Source organism: Actinomadura sp. ATCC 39365 (assembly GCF_054392275.1).
On record NZ_CP184335.1, the window covers coordinates 1,609,053 to 1,627,266 of the forward strand.

Annotated in this window: 20 protein-coding genes; 8 read left to right on the forward strand and 12 right to left on the reverse strand. The window is 72.3% G+C overall.

Annotated features, from left to right (window positions below):
- Window positions 1–84: 84 nt before the first annotated feature.
- From ACNF49_RS08255 to ACNF49_RS08275, 5 genes are all read right to left on the reverse strand, one after another.
- Window positions 85–1,236: a L,D-transpeptidase gene (locus ACNF49_RS08255; protein ID WP_357976257.1), complete on the reverse strand. Its 1,152-nt coding sequence runs from the start codon at window positions 1,234–1,236 to the stop codon at window positions 85–87.
- A gap of 78 nt (window positions 1,237–1,314) precedes the next feature.
- Complete coding sequence (gene fahA, locus ACNF49_RS08260) at window positions 1,315–2,418, reverse strand: fumarylacetoacetase (RefSeq protein ID WP_357976260.1); 1,104 nt, start codon at window positions 2,416–2,418, stop codon at window positions 1,315–1,317.
- A complete protein-coding gene (locus ACNF49_RS08265; RefSeq protein ID WP_357976262.1) occupies window positions 2,415–3,188 on the reverse strand; it encodes a hypothetical protein in 774 nt (257 codons plus the stop codon). Before ACNF49_RS08265 ends, fahA begins: the two co-directional genes overlap by 4 nt.
- Entirely contained in the window at window positions 3,170–4,342 is a 1,173-nt protein-coding gene (locus tag ACNF49_RS08270) for a homogentisate 1,2-dioxygenase (RefSeq protein ID WP_357976265.1), read from the reverse strand. The genes ACNF49_RS08265 and ACNF49_RS08270 overlap by 19 nt, the downstream gene beginning before the upstream one ends.
- A gap of 77 nt (window positions 4,343–4,419) precedes the next feature.
- The gene (locus tag ACNF49_RS08275; RefSeq protein WP_352361631.1) at window positions 4,420–5,049 is read right to left on the reverse strand and encodes a helix-turn-helix domain-containing protein; all 630 of its coding nucleotides are present in this window, start codon (window positions 5,047–5,049) and stop codon (window positions 4,420–4,422) included.
- Window positions 5,050–5,127: 78 nt separating this feature from the next.
- Here ACNF49_RS08275 and ACNF49_RS08280 point away from each other — a divergent pair, with 78 nt between their 5' ends.
- The 4 genes from ACNF49_RS08280 to ACNF49_RS08295 are packed head-to-tail and all read left to right on the forward strand — an operon-like array spanning window position 5,128 to window position 7,503.
- Window positions 5,128–5,316: a hypothetical protein gene (locus ACNF49_RS08280; protein WP_482943282.1), complete on the forward strand. Its 189-nt coding sequence runs from the start codon at window positions 5,128–5,130 to the stop codon at window positions 5,314–5,316.
- Window positions 5,313–5,771, forward strand: a complete 459-nt coding sequence (locus tag ACNF49_RS08285) for a hypothetical protein (protein ID WP_482943283.1) — start codon at window positions 5,313–5,315, stop codon at window positions 5,769–5,771. The genes ACNF49_RS08280 and ACNF49_RS08285 overlap by 4 nt, the downstream gene beginning before the upstream one ends.
- 40 nt (window positions 5,772–5,811) lie before the next feature.
- A complete protein-coding gene (locus tag ACNF49_RS08290; protein ID WP_357976271.1) occupies window positions 5,812–6,966 on the forward strand; it encodes an FAD-dependent oxidoreductase in 1,155 nt (384 codons plus the stop codon).
- Between the two features lie 57 nt (window positions 6,967–7,023).
- Entirely contained in the window at window positions 7,024–7,503 is a 480-nt protein-coding gene (locus ACNF49_RS08295) for a hypothetical protein (RefSeq protein ID WP_482943285.1), read from the forward strand.
- On the opposite strand, the gene ACNF49_RS08300 is transcribed toward ACNF49_RS08295, so the two are convergent.
- Window positions 7,495–8,745, reverse strand: a complete 1,251-nt coding sequence (locus ACNF49_RS08300) for an MFS transporter (RefSeq protein WP_357976277.1) — start codon at window positions 8,743–8,745, stop codon at window positions 7,495–7,497. The genes ACNF49_RS08295 and ACNF49_RS08300 overlap by 9 nt on opposite strands.
- A gap of 157 nt (window positions 8,746–8,902) precedes the next feature.
- On the opposite strand from ACNF49_RS08300, the gene ACNF49_RS08305 reads away from it, so the two are divergent.
- Both ACNF49_RS08305 and ACNF49_RS08310 read left to right on the forward strand, forming a co-directional pair.
- Window positions 8,903–9,073 carry a hypothetical protein gene (locus ACNF49_RS08305; protein ID WP_357976280.1) on the forward strand — a complete coding sequence of 57 codons (171 nt, stop codon included), beginning with the start codon at window positions 8,903–8,905 and terminating at the stop codon, window positions 9,071–9,073.
- A gap of 152 nt (window positions 9,074–9,225) precedes the next feature.
- A complete protein-coding gene (locus ACNF49_RS08310; RefSeq protein WP_357976283.1) occupies window positions 9,226–10,512 on the forward strand; it encodes a hypothetical protein in 1,287 nt (428 codons plus the stop codon).
- 48 nt (window positions 10,513–10,560) lie between these two features.
- Here ACNF49_RS08310 and ACNF49_RS08315 read toward each other — a convergent pair whose 3' ends face one another.
- The 3 genes from ACNF49_RS08315 to ACNF49_RS08325 form a co-directional block, all read right to left on the reverse strand.
- Window positions 10,561–11,745, reverse strand: coding sequence for a PucR family transcriptional regulator (locus ACNF49_RS08315; protein WP_482943286.1), 1,185 nt, complete (start codon window positions 11,743–11,745; stop codon window positions 10,561–10,563).
- 63 nt (window positions 11,746–11,808) lie between these two features.
- Complete coding sequence (locus ACNF49_RS08320; RefSeq protein WP_352324961.1) at window positions 11,809–12,009, reverse strand: EF-hand domain-containing protein; 201 nt, start codon at window positions 12,007–12,009, stop codon at window positions 11,809–11,811.
- 131 nt (window positions 12,010–12,140) lie between these two features.
- Window positions 12,141–13,019, reverse strand: coding sequence for a LysR family transcriptional regulator (locus ACNF49_RS08325; protein ID WP_482943287.1), 879 nt, complete (start codon window positions 13,017–13,019; stop codon window positions 12,141–12,143).
- A gap of 61 nt (window positions 13,020–13,080) precedes the next feature.
- On the opposite strand from ACNF49_RS08325, the gene ACNF49_RS08330 reads away from it, so the two are divergent.
- Window positions 13,081–14,064, forward strand: coding sequence for an aldo/keto reductase (locus tag ACNF49_RS08330; RefSeq protein ID WP_482943288.1), 984 nt, complete (start codon window positions 13,081–13,083; stop codon window positions 14,062–14,064).
- Here the strand turns inward: ACNF49_RS08330 and ACNF49_RS08335 are convergent.
- The 3 genes from ACNF49_RS08335 to ACNF49_RS08345 form a co-directional block, all read right to left on the reverse strand.
- Complete coding sequence (locus tag ACNF49_RS08335) at window positions 14,030–15,418, reverse strand: MFS transporter (protein ID WP_482943289.1); 1,389 nt, start codon at window positions 15,416–15,418, stop codon at window positions 14,030–14,032. The genes ACNF49_RS08330 and ACNF49_RS08335 overlap by 35 nt on opposite strands.
- Before the next feature lie 94 nt (window positions 15,419–15,512).
- A complete protein-coding gene (locus ACNF49_RS08340; RefSeq protein WP_482943290.1) occupies window positions 15,513–16,490 on the reverse strand; it encodes a sigma-70 family RNA polymerase sigma factor in 978 nt (325 codons plus the stop codon).
- 35 nt (window positions 16,491–16,525) lie between these two features.
- Window positions 16,526–16,933 (reverse strand): SgcJ/EcaC family oxidoreductase, encoded by a 408-nt coding sequence (locus tag ACNF49_RS08345; RefSeq protein WP_357976301.1) that lies wholly within the window; start codon window positions 16,931–16,933, stop codon window positions 16,526–16,528.
- A gap of 167 nt (window positions 16,934–17,100) precedes the next feature.
- On the opposite strand from ACNF49_RS08345, the gene ACNF49_RS08350 reads away from it, so the two are divergent.
- Window positions 17,101–18,213 carry an NAD(P)/FAD-dependent oxidoreductase gene (locus ACNF49_RS08350; protein WP_482943291.1) on the forward strand — a complete coding sequence of 371 codons (1,113 nt, stop codon included), beginning with the start codon at window positions 17,101–17,103 and terminating at the stop codon, window positions 18,211–18,213.
- The last annotated feature ends 1 nt before the right edge of the window (window position 18,214 follow it).

Sequence of the window (18,214 nt, forward strand, 5' to 3'; positions counted from 1 at the left end):
GCCCTCCTGAACCTATAACGGGCCTGTGTGTGTGACTGGTTCCCCCTTACCACCGTAATCCCCCATTCGTCCGCAGGGCACCCGTCACCGGCCGGCCGGCGGGGCGGCCAGGGCGCTTCCCAGGACCCACTTCTCCCACGGAAGTTGCCAGAAACCCCACCCGTTGTCCCATTCCAGCTGGCGGGCGGTGCCCGTGATCAGCACGGGGTCGCCGCGCAGCGACCCGGCGTAGAACCAGGCCGCCTGGTCGGGGCGGGCGTTGATGCAGCCGTGGCTGACGTTTTCCCTTCCCTGGGCCCAGACGTTGTCCTTCGCGTGCACGTACTCGCCGCTGTTGGAGATGCGCACGGCGTGCTCGATCAGCAGGTCGTAGTAGCCGGGGTCGCCCTTGGCGCGGCCTGGGGAGATCATGCGGACCGGGTTTCCCTTGTCCATGGTCAGGTGCATGCCGCTGGTGGTGGTGTATTCGCGCGTGGTGGCCATGCCGGCGCTGATGGCCATCTGCTGCGCCACCCTGCCGTCGCGGCGCACGACCATCTGGTGGGTGCGGGCGTCGACCGTGCTGGTCTGCCTGCGGCCCACGGTGAAGGCGAAGGTGGAGTCGAGGGTGCCGTAGACGCCCGGGGCGGGGCGCACCCCGGCCAGGTGGGCGCTGACCATCACCTGCTGCCCCGAGGCCCAGAACCGGTGGGTGCGGTAGACCACCTGCGTGTCGCTGGTCCAGCGCCAGGCGCCCTCGGCCGGGGTCTTCGTGGTGACCTCCAGCGACCGCTCGACGGCCGCCTTGTCCTGGATCGGGGTGTCGAAGTCGATGACGACCGGCATGCCCACGCCGACGGTCTCGCCGGGCAGCGGCGCGGTGGCGGCCACCCCGAACGTGTGCTCGGCGGCGCGGGTGCGGAAGCGGCCCATGGAGACCGTGGACGGGCCGTTCTCGCCCGCGGCCGTGGCGGTCACGGTGTACTCGGTCGCGGGTTTGAGCGTCCAGTCGGAGCGCCACCTGGTGTGCGAGGCGTCGAGCCGGCCCGGGACGTGCTCGCCTCCCTCGTAGACCAGGACCTGGGTCAGCCGGCCGCCCTGAGCGGTGATGACCAGCCCCTTGTCGGGACGGGCCCGCTTGGCGTCGAAGGCGGGGAAGACGTGCACGACCGCGGGTGCGGCCGGGGAGTCGCCGACGGGACCGCAGCCGCAGCAGGCCAGGAGGAAGGCGACACACAGGATCGCGGCACGCCGCACGTCACTCTCCGAGGGCTTTCCGAGGGAAGGGGAGTTCCCAGGTTAGCGGCGAGTGACGGTCGAAGCACCTTGAGTTACTTATCCGATGGTTCCGGACACCTCGCCCAATGTCAGGCCACCCGCGGTGGCCCGGATCGTCACCGTGTCGCCGTCCTGGAGGAAGGTGCGGGTGTCGCCGCCGGACAGCTTGATCGGTTCGGCGCCGTTCCAGGTCAGCTCGATGAGCGAGCCGCGCTCGTCGCGTTCGGGGCCGGAGATCGTGCCGCTGGCGAACAGGTCTCCGGTACGCAGGGAGGCGCCGTTCACGGTCATGTGGGCGAGCATCTGGTCGGGCGTCCAGTACATGCTCGGGTACGGCGGGCGCGAGATCACGTCGCCGTTGAGCACGACCTCGACGGCGATGTCCAGGCCCCAGTCGCCCTGCCTGCGCAGGTAGTCGAGCGGCTCGGGGTCCTGCGGGCGGCCCGGGACCCTGGGCAGCGCCTCCAGCGGCGTGACCCACGGCGAGACCGAGGTCGCGAACGACTTGCCCAGGAACGGCCCGAGCGGCACGTACTCCCACGCCTGGATGTCGCGCGCGCTCCAGTCGTTGACCAGCGTCACCCCGAACACGTGGTCCTCGAACGCCCCGGCCGGCGAGCCCAGCTCCGACGGCACGCCGACCACGAACCCCAGCTCGGCCTCGATGTCGAGCTTGGCGCACGGCCCGTAGACCCCGGCCCTGAGCTGGCCGTGCGGGCGCCGGACCGGCGTGCCGGACACGACGACCGTGCCCGACCTGCCGTGGTAGCCGACGGGCAGGTGACGCCAGTTGGGCAGCAGCGGCTCGGCGTCGGGACGGAAGATGCGGCCGATGTTGCTCGCGTGGTCGAGCGAGCAGTAGAAGTCGACGTAGTCGGCCACCTCGAACGGCATGTGCAGCCGCACCTGGTCGAGCGGGATCAGGTGGCTCTCGGTGACCGAGGAGTCGCCGGTCAGCTTGTTCTGGATGAGGGTCCTGGTGTCGTGCCAGGCCGATCGGCCCCTCGCCATGAACGGGTTGAGCGAGGGGGCGGCGAACACCTCGTCGTGCAGCGCGGCGGCCAGGTCGAGCACCTTGTCGCCGTACCTGACGCCCACTCTGGGCGATTCGCCCTGACGGGAGAACACGCCGTAGGGCAGGTTGTCCACTCCCCAGCTCACTGAATCACTCCTAGCGTCTGCAGGTCCTCGATGGGCGTGCCGGTGCTGCAGGAGCCGTAGCTGACCAGCAGCCGCCGCGCCCGCTTCGCGGTCTCCTCCGTCACGGCTCCGGCCAGCCGTACGAGATGTCCGACGTCGGTGGTGCGCAGCACGGGCGCGGGGTCGCGGCCTTCCACGGCCTCGCAGACCGACAGCAGCAGGTTGAGGAAGCCGTGCCGGTCGACGCCGAGGCTCGGGTCGAAGTGCCGCACCGCGTGGTGCAGCCCGGCCGTGGCCTTGAACGGGACGTCGGCCTCGACGCAGGCCCGGACGAACGCCGCGAGGTGCTCCACCGAGGGGAACGCCTCGGCCTTGAGCCCGCCGCAGCGCACCTTCAGGCCCACCCCGTCGGGCACGCCGGCGACCTTCCTGTCCGGCGGGACCTCGACGAACAGCCGCACGTGCGCGGGCAGGCCGAGGCGCCGGGCCAGCTCGGCGACGGACTCGTCGGCGCCGAGCCGGATCTCGACGAAGTCCACCGGCAGGTCGCCGAACTCGGGCAGCTCGGGCGTGTCCACGATCAGCCCGATGCGCCGCGGCCGGTAGGCGTGCCCGCGCAGCCGGTCGAGCCGGCTGGCCGGGCAGAGGAAGCGGTGGGTGAGCACGCCGTTGCCGTGCTCCAGGTCGCGCTGGTTGCGGGCCAGCGCCTCGTCCATGTGCAGCGACGTCGGCGGGAACAGGCCCGCGTCGTCGACCAGTTCGGCGAAGAGAGTCATCGTGCCCAGGTCCATGCGTAGCCGGGATCCTCACAGGACAGCGCGCCCGGCCCGAGGTCGAGCGGGCGGAAGGTGTCGACCATCACGGCCATCTCGCTCGTGGTGGTGACGCCGCGGGCGACCGCGTCGATCACCGCCTCGACCGCGCCGGGCTGCGGGCCGTGCGTGAACCCGGCCGGGTGCAGCGAGACCGAGCCGACGTCGATGCCCGAGCCCTTGCGCGCGGTGTAGTCGCCGCCCACGTAGAACATGAACTCGTCGGAGTCCACGTTGTGGTGGTTGTACGGGATCGGGATGGCCTCGGGGTGGTAGTCGAGCGGCCGCGGGCAGAACGAGCAGACCACGAACCCGGGCCCCTCGAAGGTCTGGTGCACCGGCGGCGGCGCGTGCGTCTTCTTCACGATCGGCTCGAAGTCGTCGATGTTGAAGGCGTACGGATAGAGGTAGCCGTCCCAGCCGACCACGTCGAAGGGGTGGTTGCGGTAGACGAGCCTGGTCAGGCCGCCTCGCGTGCGGACCAGGACGGGCACCTCCTCGCCCTCGACGAGCAGGGTCTGCGAAGGGGCGCGCAGGTCGCGCTCGCAGTACGGCGCGTGCTCCAGGAACTGCCCGTACTGCGACAGGTAGCGCTTGGGCGGCCTGATGTGCCCGGACGCCTCGATGGCCAGCACGTTGACCTGCCCGTCGGGCACCCAGCGGTGGATCGTGCCGGTCGGGATGACGACGTAGTCGCCCTCGCCGGCCTCAATGACGCCGTACGTGGACTCGAAGCGGACCGAGCCGCGCTGCACGTAGACACACTCGTCGCCCATGGAGTTGCGGTACAGCTCGCTGGGGCGGTCGCTGGTGGCGTACGACAACCGGACGTCGGCGTTGCCGGCGAGCAGGATGCGGCCGTTGACCAGGTCACCCGCGCTCGACAGCTCCTGGGTGCGGAAATGGCGCGGGGAGAGCGGCAGGTTGGGCTCCAGCCGCGTCGTCGCGGACGTGGGCGTGACCGCCTCGGCCTTGATGATCGCGGTGGGCAGGTGGCGGTGGTAGAGCAGCGAGGAGTCGGACGAGAAGCCCTCCTCGCCCATCAGCTCCTCGGCGTAGAGGCCGCCGTCCGGCCGCCTGAACTGCGTGTGCCGCTTGCGCGGCACTTCCCCAACGACGCGGTAGTACGGCATCCGCCCTCCATGTTGTCCGCTTACCGGACGCATGTGTCCTCTATGTGTGACTACCGTCCGCCATCGGTGTGGAGATGTCAACCCAGCGCGGCGGCCAGCTCGGCGGCCGCCGCCACCACGCGCGGCCCCGTCTCCTCCTCCAGCGGGCCGAACGTCACCACCCCCACCGAAGCCTCCAGCCACGGCAGTCCGGTCACGGGCGCGGCGATGCCCCGCGCCCCCACCTGCAACTGCCCCTCCGTCACGAGGTATTCGTCGCGCCCCTCGCGCAGGGCCAGGATCGCCCGGCCCGCCGCGCCTTTCGCCAGCGGATGGCGCGACCCCTCCCGGTAGGCCACGTGCAGGTCGGTCCAGGACGGCTCCACCACCGCCACCGCCAGCCCGTCGTCGCCCTCGGCCACGGTCAGGTGGGCGGTCGCGCCCACCTGCTCGGCCAGCCGCCGCAGCGTCGGCACCGCCGCCGCCCGCAGCAGCGGCTGCACGGCCTGGGCCAGCACCAGCACCCCGAACCCGAGATGCACCCGCCCTTCGGCGTCGCGGCGGACGAACCCCTCGTTCAGCAGCGTCGTGAGCAGCCGGTAGACCACCGGCCGGCTCAGCGACAGCTCGGTGCTCAGCTCGGTCGGGGTGCGCCCGCCCTTCCCGTCGGCGAGAAGTCGCAGCAGGCGCAGCCCGCGTTCGAGCGTCTGGGCGGATTCGGCGGCCATGACTTCGATTATGGAGTGGCGGCCGACCAGTGAAAGAGCACGGTGAAGGGGTACGTAGGGACGAGAAGGCGTCGGGGGGTGGAGATGCGGCAGAGGTGGCTGTTCCTGGTCGCCGGGCTGGCTCTCTGCGCCCTGCCGCCGGCCGTGCCGTCGCTCACGACGCCGATCGCGTACATGGCGAGGGAGACCCTGATCGACCCGCCGCCGCGCCCGGGGGCGACCGGCTGGTCGAGAACACCTTCTACCTCACCCAGGGCATCACGGTGAGCCAGTGGCTGCTGCCGGTCGCCAAGGGCGTGACCTTCCGCGCCGGCTACGTCGCCGTGGGGGTCAACGTCGACGCGGGCGGGCGGTTGTCCGGCACGCCCTCGCGCGTGGGCACGTTCATCGCCCCGGTCCGGCTCTGCACGGGGGACTCGTGCGAGGAGCAGCTCATCACCCTCGTCGTGCTCGGGAACGTTCCATGGGAGCCGCGCGAGCTGACCTTCCCCGGCCGGGCCGGCGTCCCGCTCGCCGGCGAGATCGGCATCAACGGCGGCCCCCAGGGCGTCATCCCCACCTTCAGCGTGACCGACCACGCCAAGCTGCCCGCGGGCGTGACGATCGGCCCCGACGGGCACGTGGGCGGGGTGCCCCAGGCGGCCGGCATCTCCGAGGTCCCGGTGCGCGTCTGCGTGGCGGGCAACTGCGCGGGCGTCGTGGTCCGGTTGATCATCGTCTGAGCCCTTGCGCGGGTGCGGGTCCTGCGGTCACGGTGGTTCCATGAAATCGGTCATTGTGGTCGGAGCCGGTATATGGGGGTCGTCACTGGCGTTGCGGCTGGCCGAAACCGGCTGGCTGGTGACCCTGGTCGAACAGCACAAGCCCGGACACGTCCGGCAGGCCAGCGCGGGGGAGACGCGGCTCCTGCGCTGCGCGCACGGCGCCGACGACTGGTACGCGCGGCTGGCCTGGGAGGCGCGGGAGGGCTGGCGGCGGCTGGGTGAGCGGGCCGGCGAGGAACTGTTCCTGGAGTCGGGCATGGTGTGGTTCGCGGCCCGGCCGGACGGGTGGGAGCACGCCAGCGCCCAAGTACTGAAAAATCTGGATATCCCGGTTGAGGTGCTCGACCCGGCGGACGGGCGGCGGTTCTTCCCCGACTACCGCGGCGACGACCTGAGCTTCCTGCTCCGGGAGCCGCACGCGGGCGTGCTCAGGGCGCGGCGGGCGACGCAGGTGACCGCCGGGCTGGCCCTGGCGGCCGGCGTCCGGCTGGTCAGGGGACGGGCGGCGCCCGTGCCGGGGCTGAGCGCGGTCGAGGTGGACGGCGAGGTGCGGCGGGCCGACCGCGTCGTGTGGGCGTGCGGCGCCTGGCTGCCCGGCCTGTTCGCCGTGCCGGTCACGGTGACCAGGCAGGACACGGTGCACTTCGCCGCGCCCGCCGCGTGGTCGTCCCCCGAGACGCCCGCCTGGGTGGACTACGGCTCCTCGGCCTACGGGCACGGCGACGTGGACGGGGTCGGCATGAAGGCCACCTCCGACGCCGAAGGGGAGCCGTACGAGCCGGAGGAGGGCAGCCGGGTGGTGGATCCGTCCGCGGTCGGGCAGGCCCGCGACTACCTGCGGCGCAGGTTCCCCTCGCTGGCCGCCGCGCCGGTGCTGTTCAGCCAGGTCTGCCAGTACGCGCTCACCCCCGACGCCGAGTGGATCATCGCCGAGGACGCGCCCGGCGTGTGGCTGCTCGGCGGCGACTCGGGCCACGGGTTCAAGCACGCACCGGCCCTGGCCGCGTACGTGGCCGCGATCCTGGACGGCGAGCGCGTCCCCGAGCCGCGCTTCGGGCTCGGCCACGAGCGCGCGGTCGCCCGCGGCCTGCGCACGAGCGGAGACCTCGGGGTAGGGCCCGCCTCACCGGAACTCGGGGGACGACGGGCATGATCGGCGCGGGCGTGCGGATCAGACTTTCCCTGTAACCGACACGACAGGGAGCCCGCCATGACCACCGCCCTCGCCTCGCAGACCGCCGAGCCCCGTACCCCCCAGCCGCCGCCCGTCGTGCACGCCGCCGCGCTGCTGTGGATGTCCGCCGTCGCGGCGGGGGCGTTCGAGACCGTCCTGGCCGTCGGCAGGGAGCTCTACGAGGGCACCTCGGGCGTCCTGGACCTGCTGCCCGGCGCCGGTCTGCGGGTGGCCGTCTTCGCCGCGGCGGTCTTCCTGGCGCTGCGGATGCGCGCGGGGCAGAACTGGGCCAGGCTCACGCTGGCCGTCGGGCTCGGCGTGTTCGGCACGTTGTCGCTGGTCGTGGGGCCGATCCAGTGGCTGCTGCACGGTGGCTCGATCGCCGAGGCGGCCGCCGGGGCCGACATGGTGACCTGGCTCTTCACGATCAGCCGGGTACTGCACGTGACGGCCGTGCTCGGGGCCGTCACGCTGATGTTCCAGCCGAGGGCCAACGCCTGGTTCCGCTCAGAGTGAGACCGGCTCGGGCTCCGGCTCGGGGGCGCGCAGGTTGCGCACCCCCGGCGCGGCCAGCGCGGCCAGCGTGGACAGCACGACGAGGGCGGCGCAGCCGAGCAGCGCCCCCTCGGTGCCGAAGGCCACCGCCGCCGGCGCGGCCAGCATCAGCCCGATCGGCCCGAACATCAGTGACCCGAGCGCGTCGTACGAGCTGACCCGCGACAACGACTCCGCCGGGATCTCGCGCTGCATCGTCGTCTGCCACAACACGCCGAAGACGTCGAAGCACACGCCCAGCACGAACGCCCCCGCCACGATCGCCCACAGCGGCGCGTCCAGCCCGAGCAGCACGTACGGCAGCGCGGTCGGCAGGCACAGCAGCGTGCCGAGCAGGATCGGCCGGCGCGGGCGCAGCCGCAACGACACCAGCACCCCGGCGATCGTCCCGACGGCCTCGCCCGCCAGGAACGCCGACCAGGCCGCCGGCCCGCCCAGCGTCTCCTTGGCCAGCAGCGGCCCGAGCACGCCGTGCCCGGCCTGGATCGCCATCACCAGCACCGAGAACTGGGCGACCACCACCCAGATCCACTGCCGCGAGCTGAACTCGCGCCACCCGTGGCGCAGGTCGGCCAGCACCGAGTGCCGCTCGGCCGCCGCGCGCTCGGCGAGGGTCGGGCGCAGCAGCGCGATCAGCACGCCGGCCAGCGCGAACATCGCGCCGCTGACCAGCAGGGCCCAGCCGCCGCCGAACAACAGCACCGTGCCGCCGCTCAGCACCACCCCGGCCACGCGCGAGGCGTTCGCGCCGAGGCCGAGCAGCGCGTTGCCGGCCTGCAGCCGGTCGGCGGGCACGACCTCGGGGATGATACCGGTCAGCGCCGGGAACATGATCGCCATGCCCACGCCGCAGGCCGCCGCCGCGACGCTCATCACGGGCAGCGGCGCCCAGCCGGTCAGCATCATCGCCGCCAGCGCGAAGTAGCCCAGCGCCATGAGCAGCTCGCCGGCCATCATCACCCGCTGCCGCGGCAACCGGTCCGCGATCACCCCGCCGATCAGCATGAACACGATCATGGGCAGCGACTCGGCGGTGAGCACCACCGACAACGTCGTGGCGTCGGCGCCCGGCAGGTCGAGGATGCCGAAGGCGAGCGCCACGGGCGCGAAGGCGCTGCCGAGCATGGAGATGGTTCGCGCGGACAACAACAGGGCGAACTTGCGGTCGCGGAGCAGCCCGAGGTCGCGGAGGTAGCTGTGCACTGGGCCGGTCCCCTCGAAAACGGTCAAATCCGTCCCAGTCTGCCGTTTCTGTCGGCGCGTTGTCGTCCCAATATTTGTCACGGAGGTGACAGGGCCGGCCGCGAAAAGTGCGGGCGTCAGGCAAGAACCGCGCCCGGTTCTCGCGTAGTTTCCAGGCATGCCTGACGCGCAGGTCGATCGCACGCCCCGGCGGGCCGAGGGCGGGCCCGAGGGGGCGCGGGAGGAAGCGGCGCGCACCGGGTGGGTCAGGGTGGTGCGGGGACGTACGAGGGTGGTGCGGGAGAACCCGGACGGCTCGGGGTGGCACTGGGCGGAAGAAGACGGATGATCACCCCGCCGCTGCCTCGCCAGGGCTCGACTGTGATGCCTACTGCCCGTCGAGAACCGCGTGAGGACCGCCGTGGATCTCATTGAAGGTTGTTGATCGTCCAGATATTGTGCTATTTGCCCACGATCGCCCCCCATGGGAGTAAAGGCGTCATGCGACTGCGGAAGATCTTCGTCATCGGACTGACCCTGTCGTTGCTCGGCGTCGGAGTTCCCGCCTGGTCGCAGGACGATCCACGGGGCTGCAACGACCTGATGTCCGCCGACACCCCGGCGTACGTCGTCTGCCGCTGGCTGGCCACTCCCGAGGAGGCCGCCGACATCGCCCGGTTCTGGCTGGACAACGACGGCAAGAACATGATCGACTCCGGCCCGATGCGCGAGATCGTGGTCGACTGCTCCGAGCCGGGCAACGAGTGCGCGACCGACTCCGAGGGCGACGGCGAGATGCACGACGTCGACTCCCCGGACGTCGACGGCGCCGAGGACGGCGGCACCCCCGACCAGTGCCCGGACGGCCAGAAGTGCCACGTCGACCCCGACGAGATCTCCGCCGCCGCCAAGACGGCCGCCGCCGAGAGCCCGGCGGGCCAGGCCGTGAAGAGCGCGGTCGAGGCCGGCCTGCGGACCTGGATCGAGACCGAGCTGGCCGACGACTACAAGGCGGGCAAGCTGGCCGAGGCCGCCAAGAAGGTCGCCGCCCTGGCCGCGCAGCCGGGGGTCGCCGGGATCAGGTTCACCTCGCAGCTCGGCTACAACCAGACCTTCGCCACGGCCGAGGAACTGGACAAGTTCGTCACCGAGGCCACGACCGCGCTGCGCAACCTCGTGCCGGGCAAGAAGCTGGCGGCGCACACGGTGGTCCCGCTGTTCGGCTGCGGCGCCAACGACGCCTGCAAGGCCGAGATGACCAAGAAGTACCCGCTGCTCGACCCCGCCCGCATCGGCGCCTGGCTCTCCGGCGGCCAGATCGACCAGCTGACCCTGGACACCGGCCACCTGGCCACCGAGTACGCCACCTGGAAGATCGACGCCGCCGAGGCCCAGCGCAACCAGTGGATCCAGGTCCGCGCCCGCGCCTGGGACGCCTACGCCCAGATCGCCGCCGAGGACGCCGGGTTCACCGCCGCCGGCACCTCCAAGCTCACCGCCGAGCAGGCCACCCAGGCCATCACCGACCGCATCGCCGCCCCGCTCCAGGCCGACGCCGCCGAGACCGTCGTCCTGTGGAGCCGCTGGCAGGACGCGCAGGGCCAGGTCAACCGGGTGTACGGCGAGAAGTGGGCGGCCAACGCCACCTGGGACCAGCTCAAGAAGCTCGGCACCGTGCGCCCGAGGCTGGCCACCGTCTACGACTACAGCAGCCCCGAGGCCGACGTCGCCACGGACATCAAGAACCTGTCCGAGGTCTTCGGCCAGGTCTACCTGCACACCGCCTGACGGGAGCCGCCCGGTCCCGGCCGGTCCCCGCCGGGTGCGGCGGGCCGGTCACGACCGGGCGGCGATGAGGGCCTGGCGGGCCCTGAGCGCGATCTCCAGCTCGAACCGGATGTCGGGGTCGGCGAGCTGGTCGCCGTAGAGCTCTTCGAGCTGCCGCAACCGGTAGCGCACGGTCTGCGGATGCACGTGCAGCCGGGCGGCCACCTCGCCGGCGCCCCGGCCGTGCCGCAACCAGGCGAGCAGCGTCTCGGCCAGCCGGTCCTGCTGGGCGGGCCGCAGGTGGGCCAGCGGCGCGAGGCGGGCCTGCGCCATGGCGCCGACCAGCTCCTCGTCCTTGAAGACCACGAGCGTGGCCATGTGGTCGGCGCAGCGCAGGAGGCCGCGCGGCAGCACGCCGCGCCGGGACAGCTCCAGCGCCTCGCGCGCCCACCTCAGGGACGTCGCCGCCGCGGCCAGCGGCACCGCCGGGCCGATCGCGGCACGGTGGCCGCGCAGCGCGTGGTCGAGCAGCTGCGCCTGCCCCGGCCCGTCCGGATCGGGCACCAGCAGGCACGGCGCGGGCCGCTCCAGCCCGCCGAGCACGTCGGGCGGCAGCGCGGGCGCCCGGTACGTCCCGTGCCGGTCGTCGAGCGCCACGCCCGCCACGGTCCTCGGCAGCCGCCACCCGGCGGCCCTGGCCAGGTCGGCGATGGCCTCGGGGGCGGCGGGCGGCCGGCTGAGCAGCAGGTCGAGCAGGCGGTTGCGGCGGCGTTCGAGCTCGCCGGCGGCGTGTGCCCTGGCCTCGTCGTAGCCCGCGGCGGCGGCGTCGGCGAGCTGGTCGAGGCAGACGAAGATGGCCTCGCCCAGGTCGTACAGGGTCTGCGAGGTCAGGCCGAGCGGGTCGGCGATCTCCGTCAGCCGCCGCCAGCAGACGCGGGCGCCGAGCCGCATGGCCGTCTGCAGCGGCTCCAGGTTGCGGCCCTCGGCCGCCTCGCCCTTGCCGATCATGCGGAACGGCTCGGGGTCGAAGGGGGCGCCCGGGTTCTCGATGCGGTCGAGGAAGCCGTCGATGGCCTCCTCGACCGCCATCTTCACGACTTTGATGTAGATCTCGTCGGCCGGTCTGGCGTACTCGGGGATCCGGGTCTGGATCTCCTCGATCACCTCGGCGGAGACCCTTCCGATGCCCGCCTTGAGCGTTCTCACGATGTCCGCGGGGAGCCGGGTTTCGCTGATGTCACTCTTGATGGCCATCGTCCCTCCTGTCGCCATTGTGGCTCAGGCGACAAGAGTTTGCCTAGCAAGAGCTTGTTTCTGTCATTTCTGCAGGAATGCGCCGAACTCGTCCACGTCAATCAGGCCGTCGCCGTCCTTGTCCAGTTTCCGCACGCCTTCCTGGGCGGCGTCCAGCGTGATGGGCTGGCCGAGGATCTCCATCAGGCGGACGAGTTCGACGGCGGAGATGCGGCCGTCCTTGTCGACGTCGATGAGGTCGAAGGTGATGGCGTGGTCGCTCATAGGGGGTGCCTTTCCTGTGTTACCGGTGCGTCGGGTCAGACCTTAGTGGCGACTTCCCGAAACGTGCCGATGAATTCGGGCGGCTCGCCGGAAATGCGGCCTTTCCCGGATTGACCGCCTCCGCCGCCGTGTCAGACCGTGGCGGCGGCCTGTTTCAGGGCCTCGACGAAGGCGGTGACGTGGGGGCGGGCGTCCGCGCGGCGCCAGGCGATGGCGAGCCGGCCCGGCTGGAGACCCGTCACCGGGCGGTAGACCATGCCAGGACGCTTGTAGAGCGCCGCGTTCCCCTCGGCCACCAGGACGACGCCCAGACCGCTGATCACGGCCTCGAACACCTCCTCCGGCGTGTTCGCCGTGACGCCGACGACCGGGTCGTCGTCCCGGGCGTCGCGGGCGAGCCAGAAGTCGCGCAGCGGGCCGGCCGCGGCGGGCAGCGCGATGAACGGCTCGTCCCGCAGCTCGGCGAACGGGACCTCGGCCATGCCGGCCAGCCGGTGACCGGCCGGCATCGCCACCCCCCGCTCCTCGGTGACCAGCACGTACGTCTCCAGCCCCGGCGGCACCGGCAGCCAGATGAACGCCACGTCGGAGGAGCCGTCGGCGAGGCCGCCGCTCGGGTCGTCCCAGCCCACGAGCCGGAGCGACACCTCCCACCCCGGCCGGGCCTGCCGGAACAGCCGCAGCGCCTCCTGCTGCAACCCCCGGCCGACGGCCGTCTGCATCCCGATGACCAGCGTCCCGGCGGGGGCGGCGGCGCGTGCCGTCTCCACCCCGGCGGCCCAGCGTCCGAGCAGTTCGCGGGCCACCGGCAGCAGCGCCGCGCCCTGCCGGGTCAGCGTCACGCCGCCGTGCACCCGTTCCAGCAGCGCGAACCCGAGGTGCCGCTCCAGCACCCTGAGCTGCTTGGACAGGGCCGGCTGCGAGACGAAGAGCCGCTCGGCGGCGCGCGTCACGTTCAGCTCCTCGGCCACCGCGACGAAGTAGCGGAGCTCCCGCAGGTGCACGTCCATAACCGATGGTTATAGCAAAGGGTCTTGGACGCCGGGCGCCCCCGGCGGCACGATCATCGTCATGAAGACACGCGAACTCGGAACACTGCAGGTCCCCGCGCTCGGTTTCGGCGCGATGGTGCTCTCGCCCGGTGTGTACGGCGACATCGACGACGCCCGTGCCGAGAAGGCGTTGCGGGCGGCCCTGGACGGCGGCGCCGGCCACATCGACACCAGCGACGCCTACGGGGTGGACGGCCACAACGAGCGCCTGGTCGGCCGCGCGCTCAAGGGGCGCCCCCGGGACGAGGTCGTGGTGGCCACCAAGTTCGGCCTGGCGATCCCGGACGGCGAGCCCAGCCGCCCGTACCCGGTCGGGTACGCGTTCAACGAACTGCGCGTGAACGCCGACCCGCGCCTGGTCCGCCGCTACGCCGAGCGCAGCCTGCGCAACCTGGACACCGACACGATCGACCTGTACTACCTGCACTACCCGGACCCCGGCGTCCCGGTGGAGGAGACGGTCGGCGCGATGGCGGACCTGGTGCGCGACGGCCTGATCAGGCACATCGGCCTGTCGAACGTGACGGCGGCCCAGCTCAGGGCCGCGCACGCCGTCCATCCGGTGACGGCCGTGCAGAACGAGTGGTCGATGTGGCGGCCGGTGGAGCCGGACCTGCTGGCCACGGCCCGCGAGCTCGGCGTCGGCCTGGTGGCCTGGAGCCCGCTGGGCAACGGCTTCCTGACCGGCACGGTCCAGCGGCTGGAGGAAGGCGACTTCCGCCACAACGCGCCCCGGTTCTCGGCGGAGAACCTGGCCGGCAACAACGACAGGTACGCCCCCATCCGCACCCTGGCCACCAACCTCGGCATCACCCCCGCCCAGCTGGCCCTGTCCTGGCTGCTGCACCAGGACGAGCACGTGGTGGCGATCCCGGGCAGCCGCACCCCCGCCCACATCGAGGAGAACCTGGCCGCCGCCGACCTCACCCTGCACCCGGACACCCTGCACAGGATCCACGAGGCGCTGGTCAGGTTCGACGTGTCCGGCGGGACCCTCCTGTGAGCGCCGGGCCGCCGCCCAACAGCGTCGCCCGGGTGGCGCACAGGGCCGCGCCCACGAGCAGGACGGCGACCGCGGCGACGACCCGCAGGAGCCCGTCGGCCGAGGACGGCGCGGCGAAGTAGACGCTGCCGAGCCCGGCGACGGCGGTCACCCCGGCCAGCACCGGCCCGGTGGCGTTCAGCGCCGAGATCGCCGACGCCAGCCGCGGCTCGACCAGCGTGGTGACGCGCGCGATCAGCGGGCTGTACCCGGCGGCGTGCCCGGCCCCGGCCAGGAGCAGCAGCGGGACGGCCACGTCCGGCCGCCACTCGTCCCGGCACAGCAGCACCAACAGGCCGGCGCCGGCCGCGAAGGCGACCGGCCCCGCGACCGGCAGAACCCGCTGCAGTCCCGGCGGATACCGGGTCCAGCTCAGGCTGAGCGCGCCGAATCCCAGCGCGTACGGGACGAAGGCCAGCCCCGCCCACAGCGGCGAGTACCCCAGCGCGGTCTGGAGGTGCAGCGTGAGGGTGAGCAGGAAGACGGTGTAGCAGCCCATGACGATCCAGCACGCCGCCAGCCCCGGTTTCACCCCGCGCGGCCGTACCGACGCCAGGTCCAGCAGCGGGTGCCGGGCCCTGGTCTCGTGCCGGACGAACACCACCGACAGCGCGGCGCCGCAGGCCAGCGAGATCCACACCCAGAGCGGCCGGCCGAGGTCGCGGCCGAAGATCAGCGGGACGGTGATCGCGGCCATGGCCGCGGTCAGGATCGCCACGCCGCCCGGGTCCAGGCGCGTCCGCGCGGTCACGGGCGAGGGCGGCAGCAGGCGCGGCCCCAGGGCCAGCGAGATCACGCCGATCGGGATGTTGATCAGGAACACCGGCCGCCAGGACAGGCCCAGGAGGTCGGCGCTGACGACCAGCCCGCCGACGACCTGCCCCAGCGCGACGCCCAGGGCGAGCACCATGCTGTACAGGCCGATCGCCCGGCGGCGGGCGTCGCCCGCCCAGTGCGTCTGGATGAGCGCGAAGATCTGCGGGGTGAGCAGCGCCGCCCCGACGGCCTGCGCGATCCGCGCGAGCACCAGCACGCCGACGTCGGGGGCCAGCCCGCACAGCAGCGAGGCGCCGGTGAACCAGCCGAGCCCGAGCAGGAACGCGCGCCGCTGCCCGACGAGGTCGCCGATCCGCGCGCAGGTGACCAGGAGCACGCCGACGGTCAGGAGGTAGCCCGACACGACGAGCTGGATCGCCGTGCCGCCGGCGTCGAGGTCCTGGCGGATGGTCTGCGCGGCGACCGACACGATCGAGCCGTCCATGGAGGCCATGACCTGACCGGTGAGCAGCACGGCGAGCATCGGGCCACGGCGCACGCCCGTCACCAGGGGAGAAACGGGAGAAATCACCCGCTCAGCATCGGCCGTCCGCCCCTGCCCGGTCTTGAAGAAACTTGCAGGCCCGGTGGGGTCACCGGGTCGCGTCGAATCCGGCCGCCAGGCCGAAGGACGCGAAGACCTCCGGCCCCTGGAACACCGAGTTCCGGCTGATGCCCTCGGCGGTGACGGTGAAGATCTGGAGCGTGTGGGGCTCGTACCGGTCGCCGGCGCGCCGGAAGGCGCCGAACCCCGGCTGGCCGTTGGCCGTGACCGCCTCCAGCCGCCAGTCGGTGCCGGCCGCCTCGAAGACCCAGTCCATGAACAGGCCGTAGTTGCCGCGACCGGCGAACCAGTTGAGCATCGGCGGCATCTCCATGACGACGTCCTCGGTGAGCAGCCGTTTGAGCTCCTCGACGTCGGCGTGCTCGAAGGCCCGCATGTAGCGGTCGACCCAGGCGCGCTGTTCGGCCGGCGGCGGCTCGCCGAGCGGTTCCCGCCGGACGCTGGCCTCCTTCACCCGGGCGCGCGCCCGCTGCAGGGAGCTGTTCACCGACACGACGGTGGTGCCGAGGATCTCCGCCGACTCCGACGCGGAGAAGCTCAGCACGTCCCGCAGGATCAGCGCGCCGCGCTGGCGCGCCGACAGGTGTTGCAGGGCGGCGGCGAACGCCAGGCGCAGGCCGCTGCGCTCGACCACGGTGCCGGCCGGGTCGCCGGCGTCCAGCATCGAGTCCGGCAGGGGCTGGAGCCAGGCCAGGTTCTCCCCCTGGACGAGCGGCGCCAGCGGGTCGGACGCGGCCACCAGCCCCGACGGCAGCGGCCGGCGCCCCCGGACCTCCAAGGCCGTCAGGCAGGCGTTGGTCGCGATCCGGTAGAGCCAGGTGCGCAGGGAACTGCGTGTCCCGTCGTACTGCTCCCGCGCCCGCCACGCCCGCAGGTACGTGTCCTGGACCAGGTCCTCGGCGTCGTGGGGCGAGCCGAGCATCCGGTAGCAGTACGCCAGCAGCTCCTTGCGGAACGGCTCGATCCGGCGATCGAAGCCCTCTTCTCCCGGCGTCACCGCGTCCACGCCCTTTTCCTGCCTTCCGCCGGCCTACGGGTACGTCAGCCTGCCACGACGGCCGGACTGTTGTGGTAGGCCGCGAGCAGCCAGGCGCCGTCCCGCTTCTCCAGCACCCAGGTCGCGTACACCATACGCTCGGCGGGCACCTCGGTCTCGCCGGGGAACCTGACACCGGTCTCGCTCACCGCGATCGCGGCGCTCTCGCCCAGGAAACGGATGCTCTCCAGCTTGTCGGCCGTCGTGCTGCCCTTCAGGTAGGACGCGAAGCCCTCGGCCATCTTCCTGCGCACCTCCTCCTTCGACCGGCGCACGCTGCCGGGCATGATCGCGGTGGCGTCCTCGGTGTAGTCGGTGACGAAGGCGTCGGCGTCGCCGTCGGCCCATGCCTGGTAGAGGCGCTCAAGCACGCTCTTGATGGCGGCCACGTCGTGCTCTCGGGTCTCGGTCATGGCTGTTGTCTCCTCATCGCTGGTGACAGGTTCACGGATACGTACCGGCGGGGCCGCCGGAACTCATCGCGCCGGGGCGGAGAACTTTCGAGCAGTTGCGGTTCGGGTTACGAACTATTATGGTTCGTAATACGAACAAGCTGTTGTCCCGACAGGAGATGTGCACCATGAGCCGTACTGTGGCGATCATCGGTGGTGGTTACGGCGGCGCGGCGGCCGCCAAGGCGCTGGACGAGCACGCGGACGTCGTGCTCATCGAGCCCAAGGACGCCTTCGTCCAGAACGCCGCCTCCATGCGGGCCCTCGCCCAGCCGGAATGGGCCGGGAAGATGTTCTTCCCCTATGACAGGTTGATGCAGCGTGGCCGGATCGTCCGGGAGCGGGCGGTCTCAGTGGATTCGCGGGGTGTGCTGCTGGCGTCCGGGGAACGGGTGGAGGCCGACTACCTCGTGCTGGCCACCGGGTCGGGGTACCCCTTCCCGTTCAAGTTCGAGGACGACCTGGCCGGGCAGGCGCGCGAGCGCATCCACGCCGTCCACGGGGAGCTGGCGGGGGCCGGGCGGGTGCTGATCGCCGGGGCCGGGCCGGTCGGGCTGGAGCTGGCCGGGGAGATCAAGGCGGTGTGGCCGGACAAGCGGGTCACGATCGTCGATCACGGCACGGAGCTGCTGCCGGGGTTCGAGCCGCAGGTGCGCGCCGATCTGCGCAGGCAGCTCGCCGAGCTGGGGGTGGAGCTGCTGCTCGGCACCGCTCTGGACGCCGAGCCGCCCGCCGAGCCGGGGCGGGCCGGGCCGTTCACCGTCGGGTCCACGGCCGGGGAGCTGTCGGCCGACATCTGGTTCCGCGCGTACGGCGTGCGCGTCGAGACCGGCTACCTCGGCGGTGACCTCGGCGACGCGCGCACGCCCCGCGGCCACGTACGGGTGACCGAACGGCTCAACGTCGAGGGGCACGAGCGCGTCTACGCGATCGGCGACATCACCGACCTGGCGGAGGCCAAGATGGCCGGGAACGCGATGCAGCACGCCGAGGTCGTGGCGGCGAACATCATCGCCCAACTGCGTGGCGAGCGGCCCTCGTCGGTGTACCGGCCCTCGCCGCTGCCGTTCGTGCTGCTGCCGCTGGGGGCCGGAGGAGGCGTCGGCCAGCTGCCCTCGCCCGACGGGCCGATCGTGCTGCCGGCCGAGTCGGTGGCCGACTACAAGGGCAGGGACCTGTTCACCGGACGGTTCGCGGAGCTGTTCGGGCTCGCCGCCGAGCCGGCGCCGGCCGGGGTGTGAT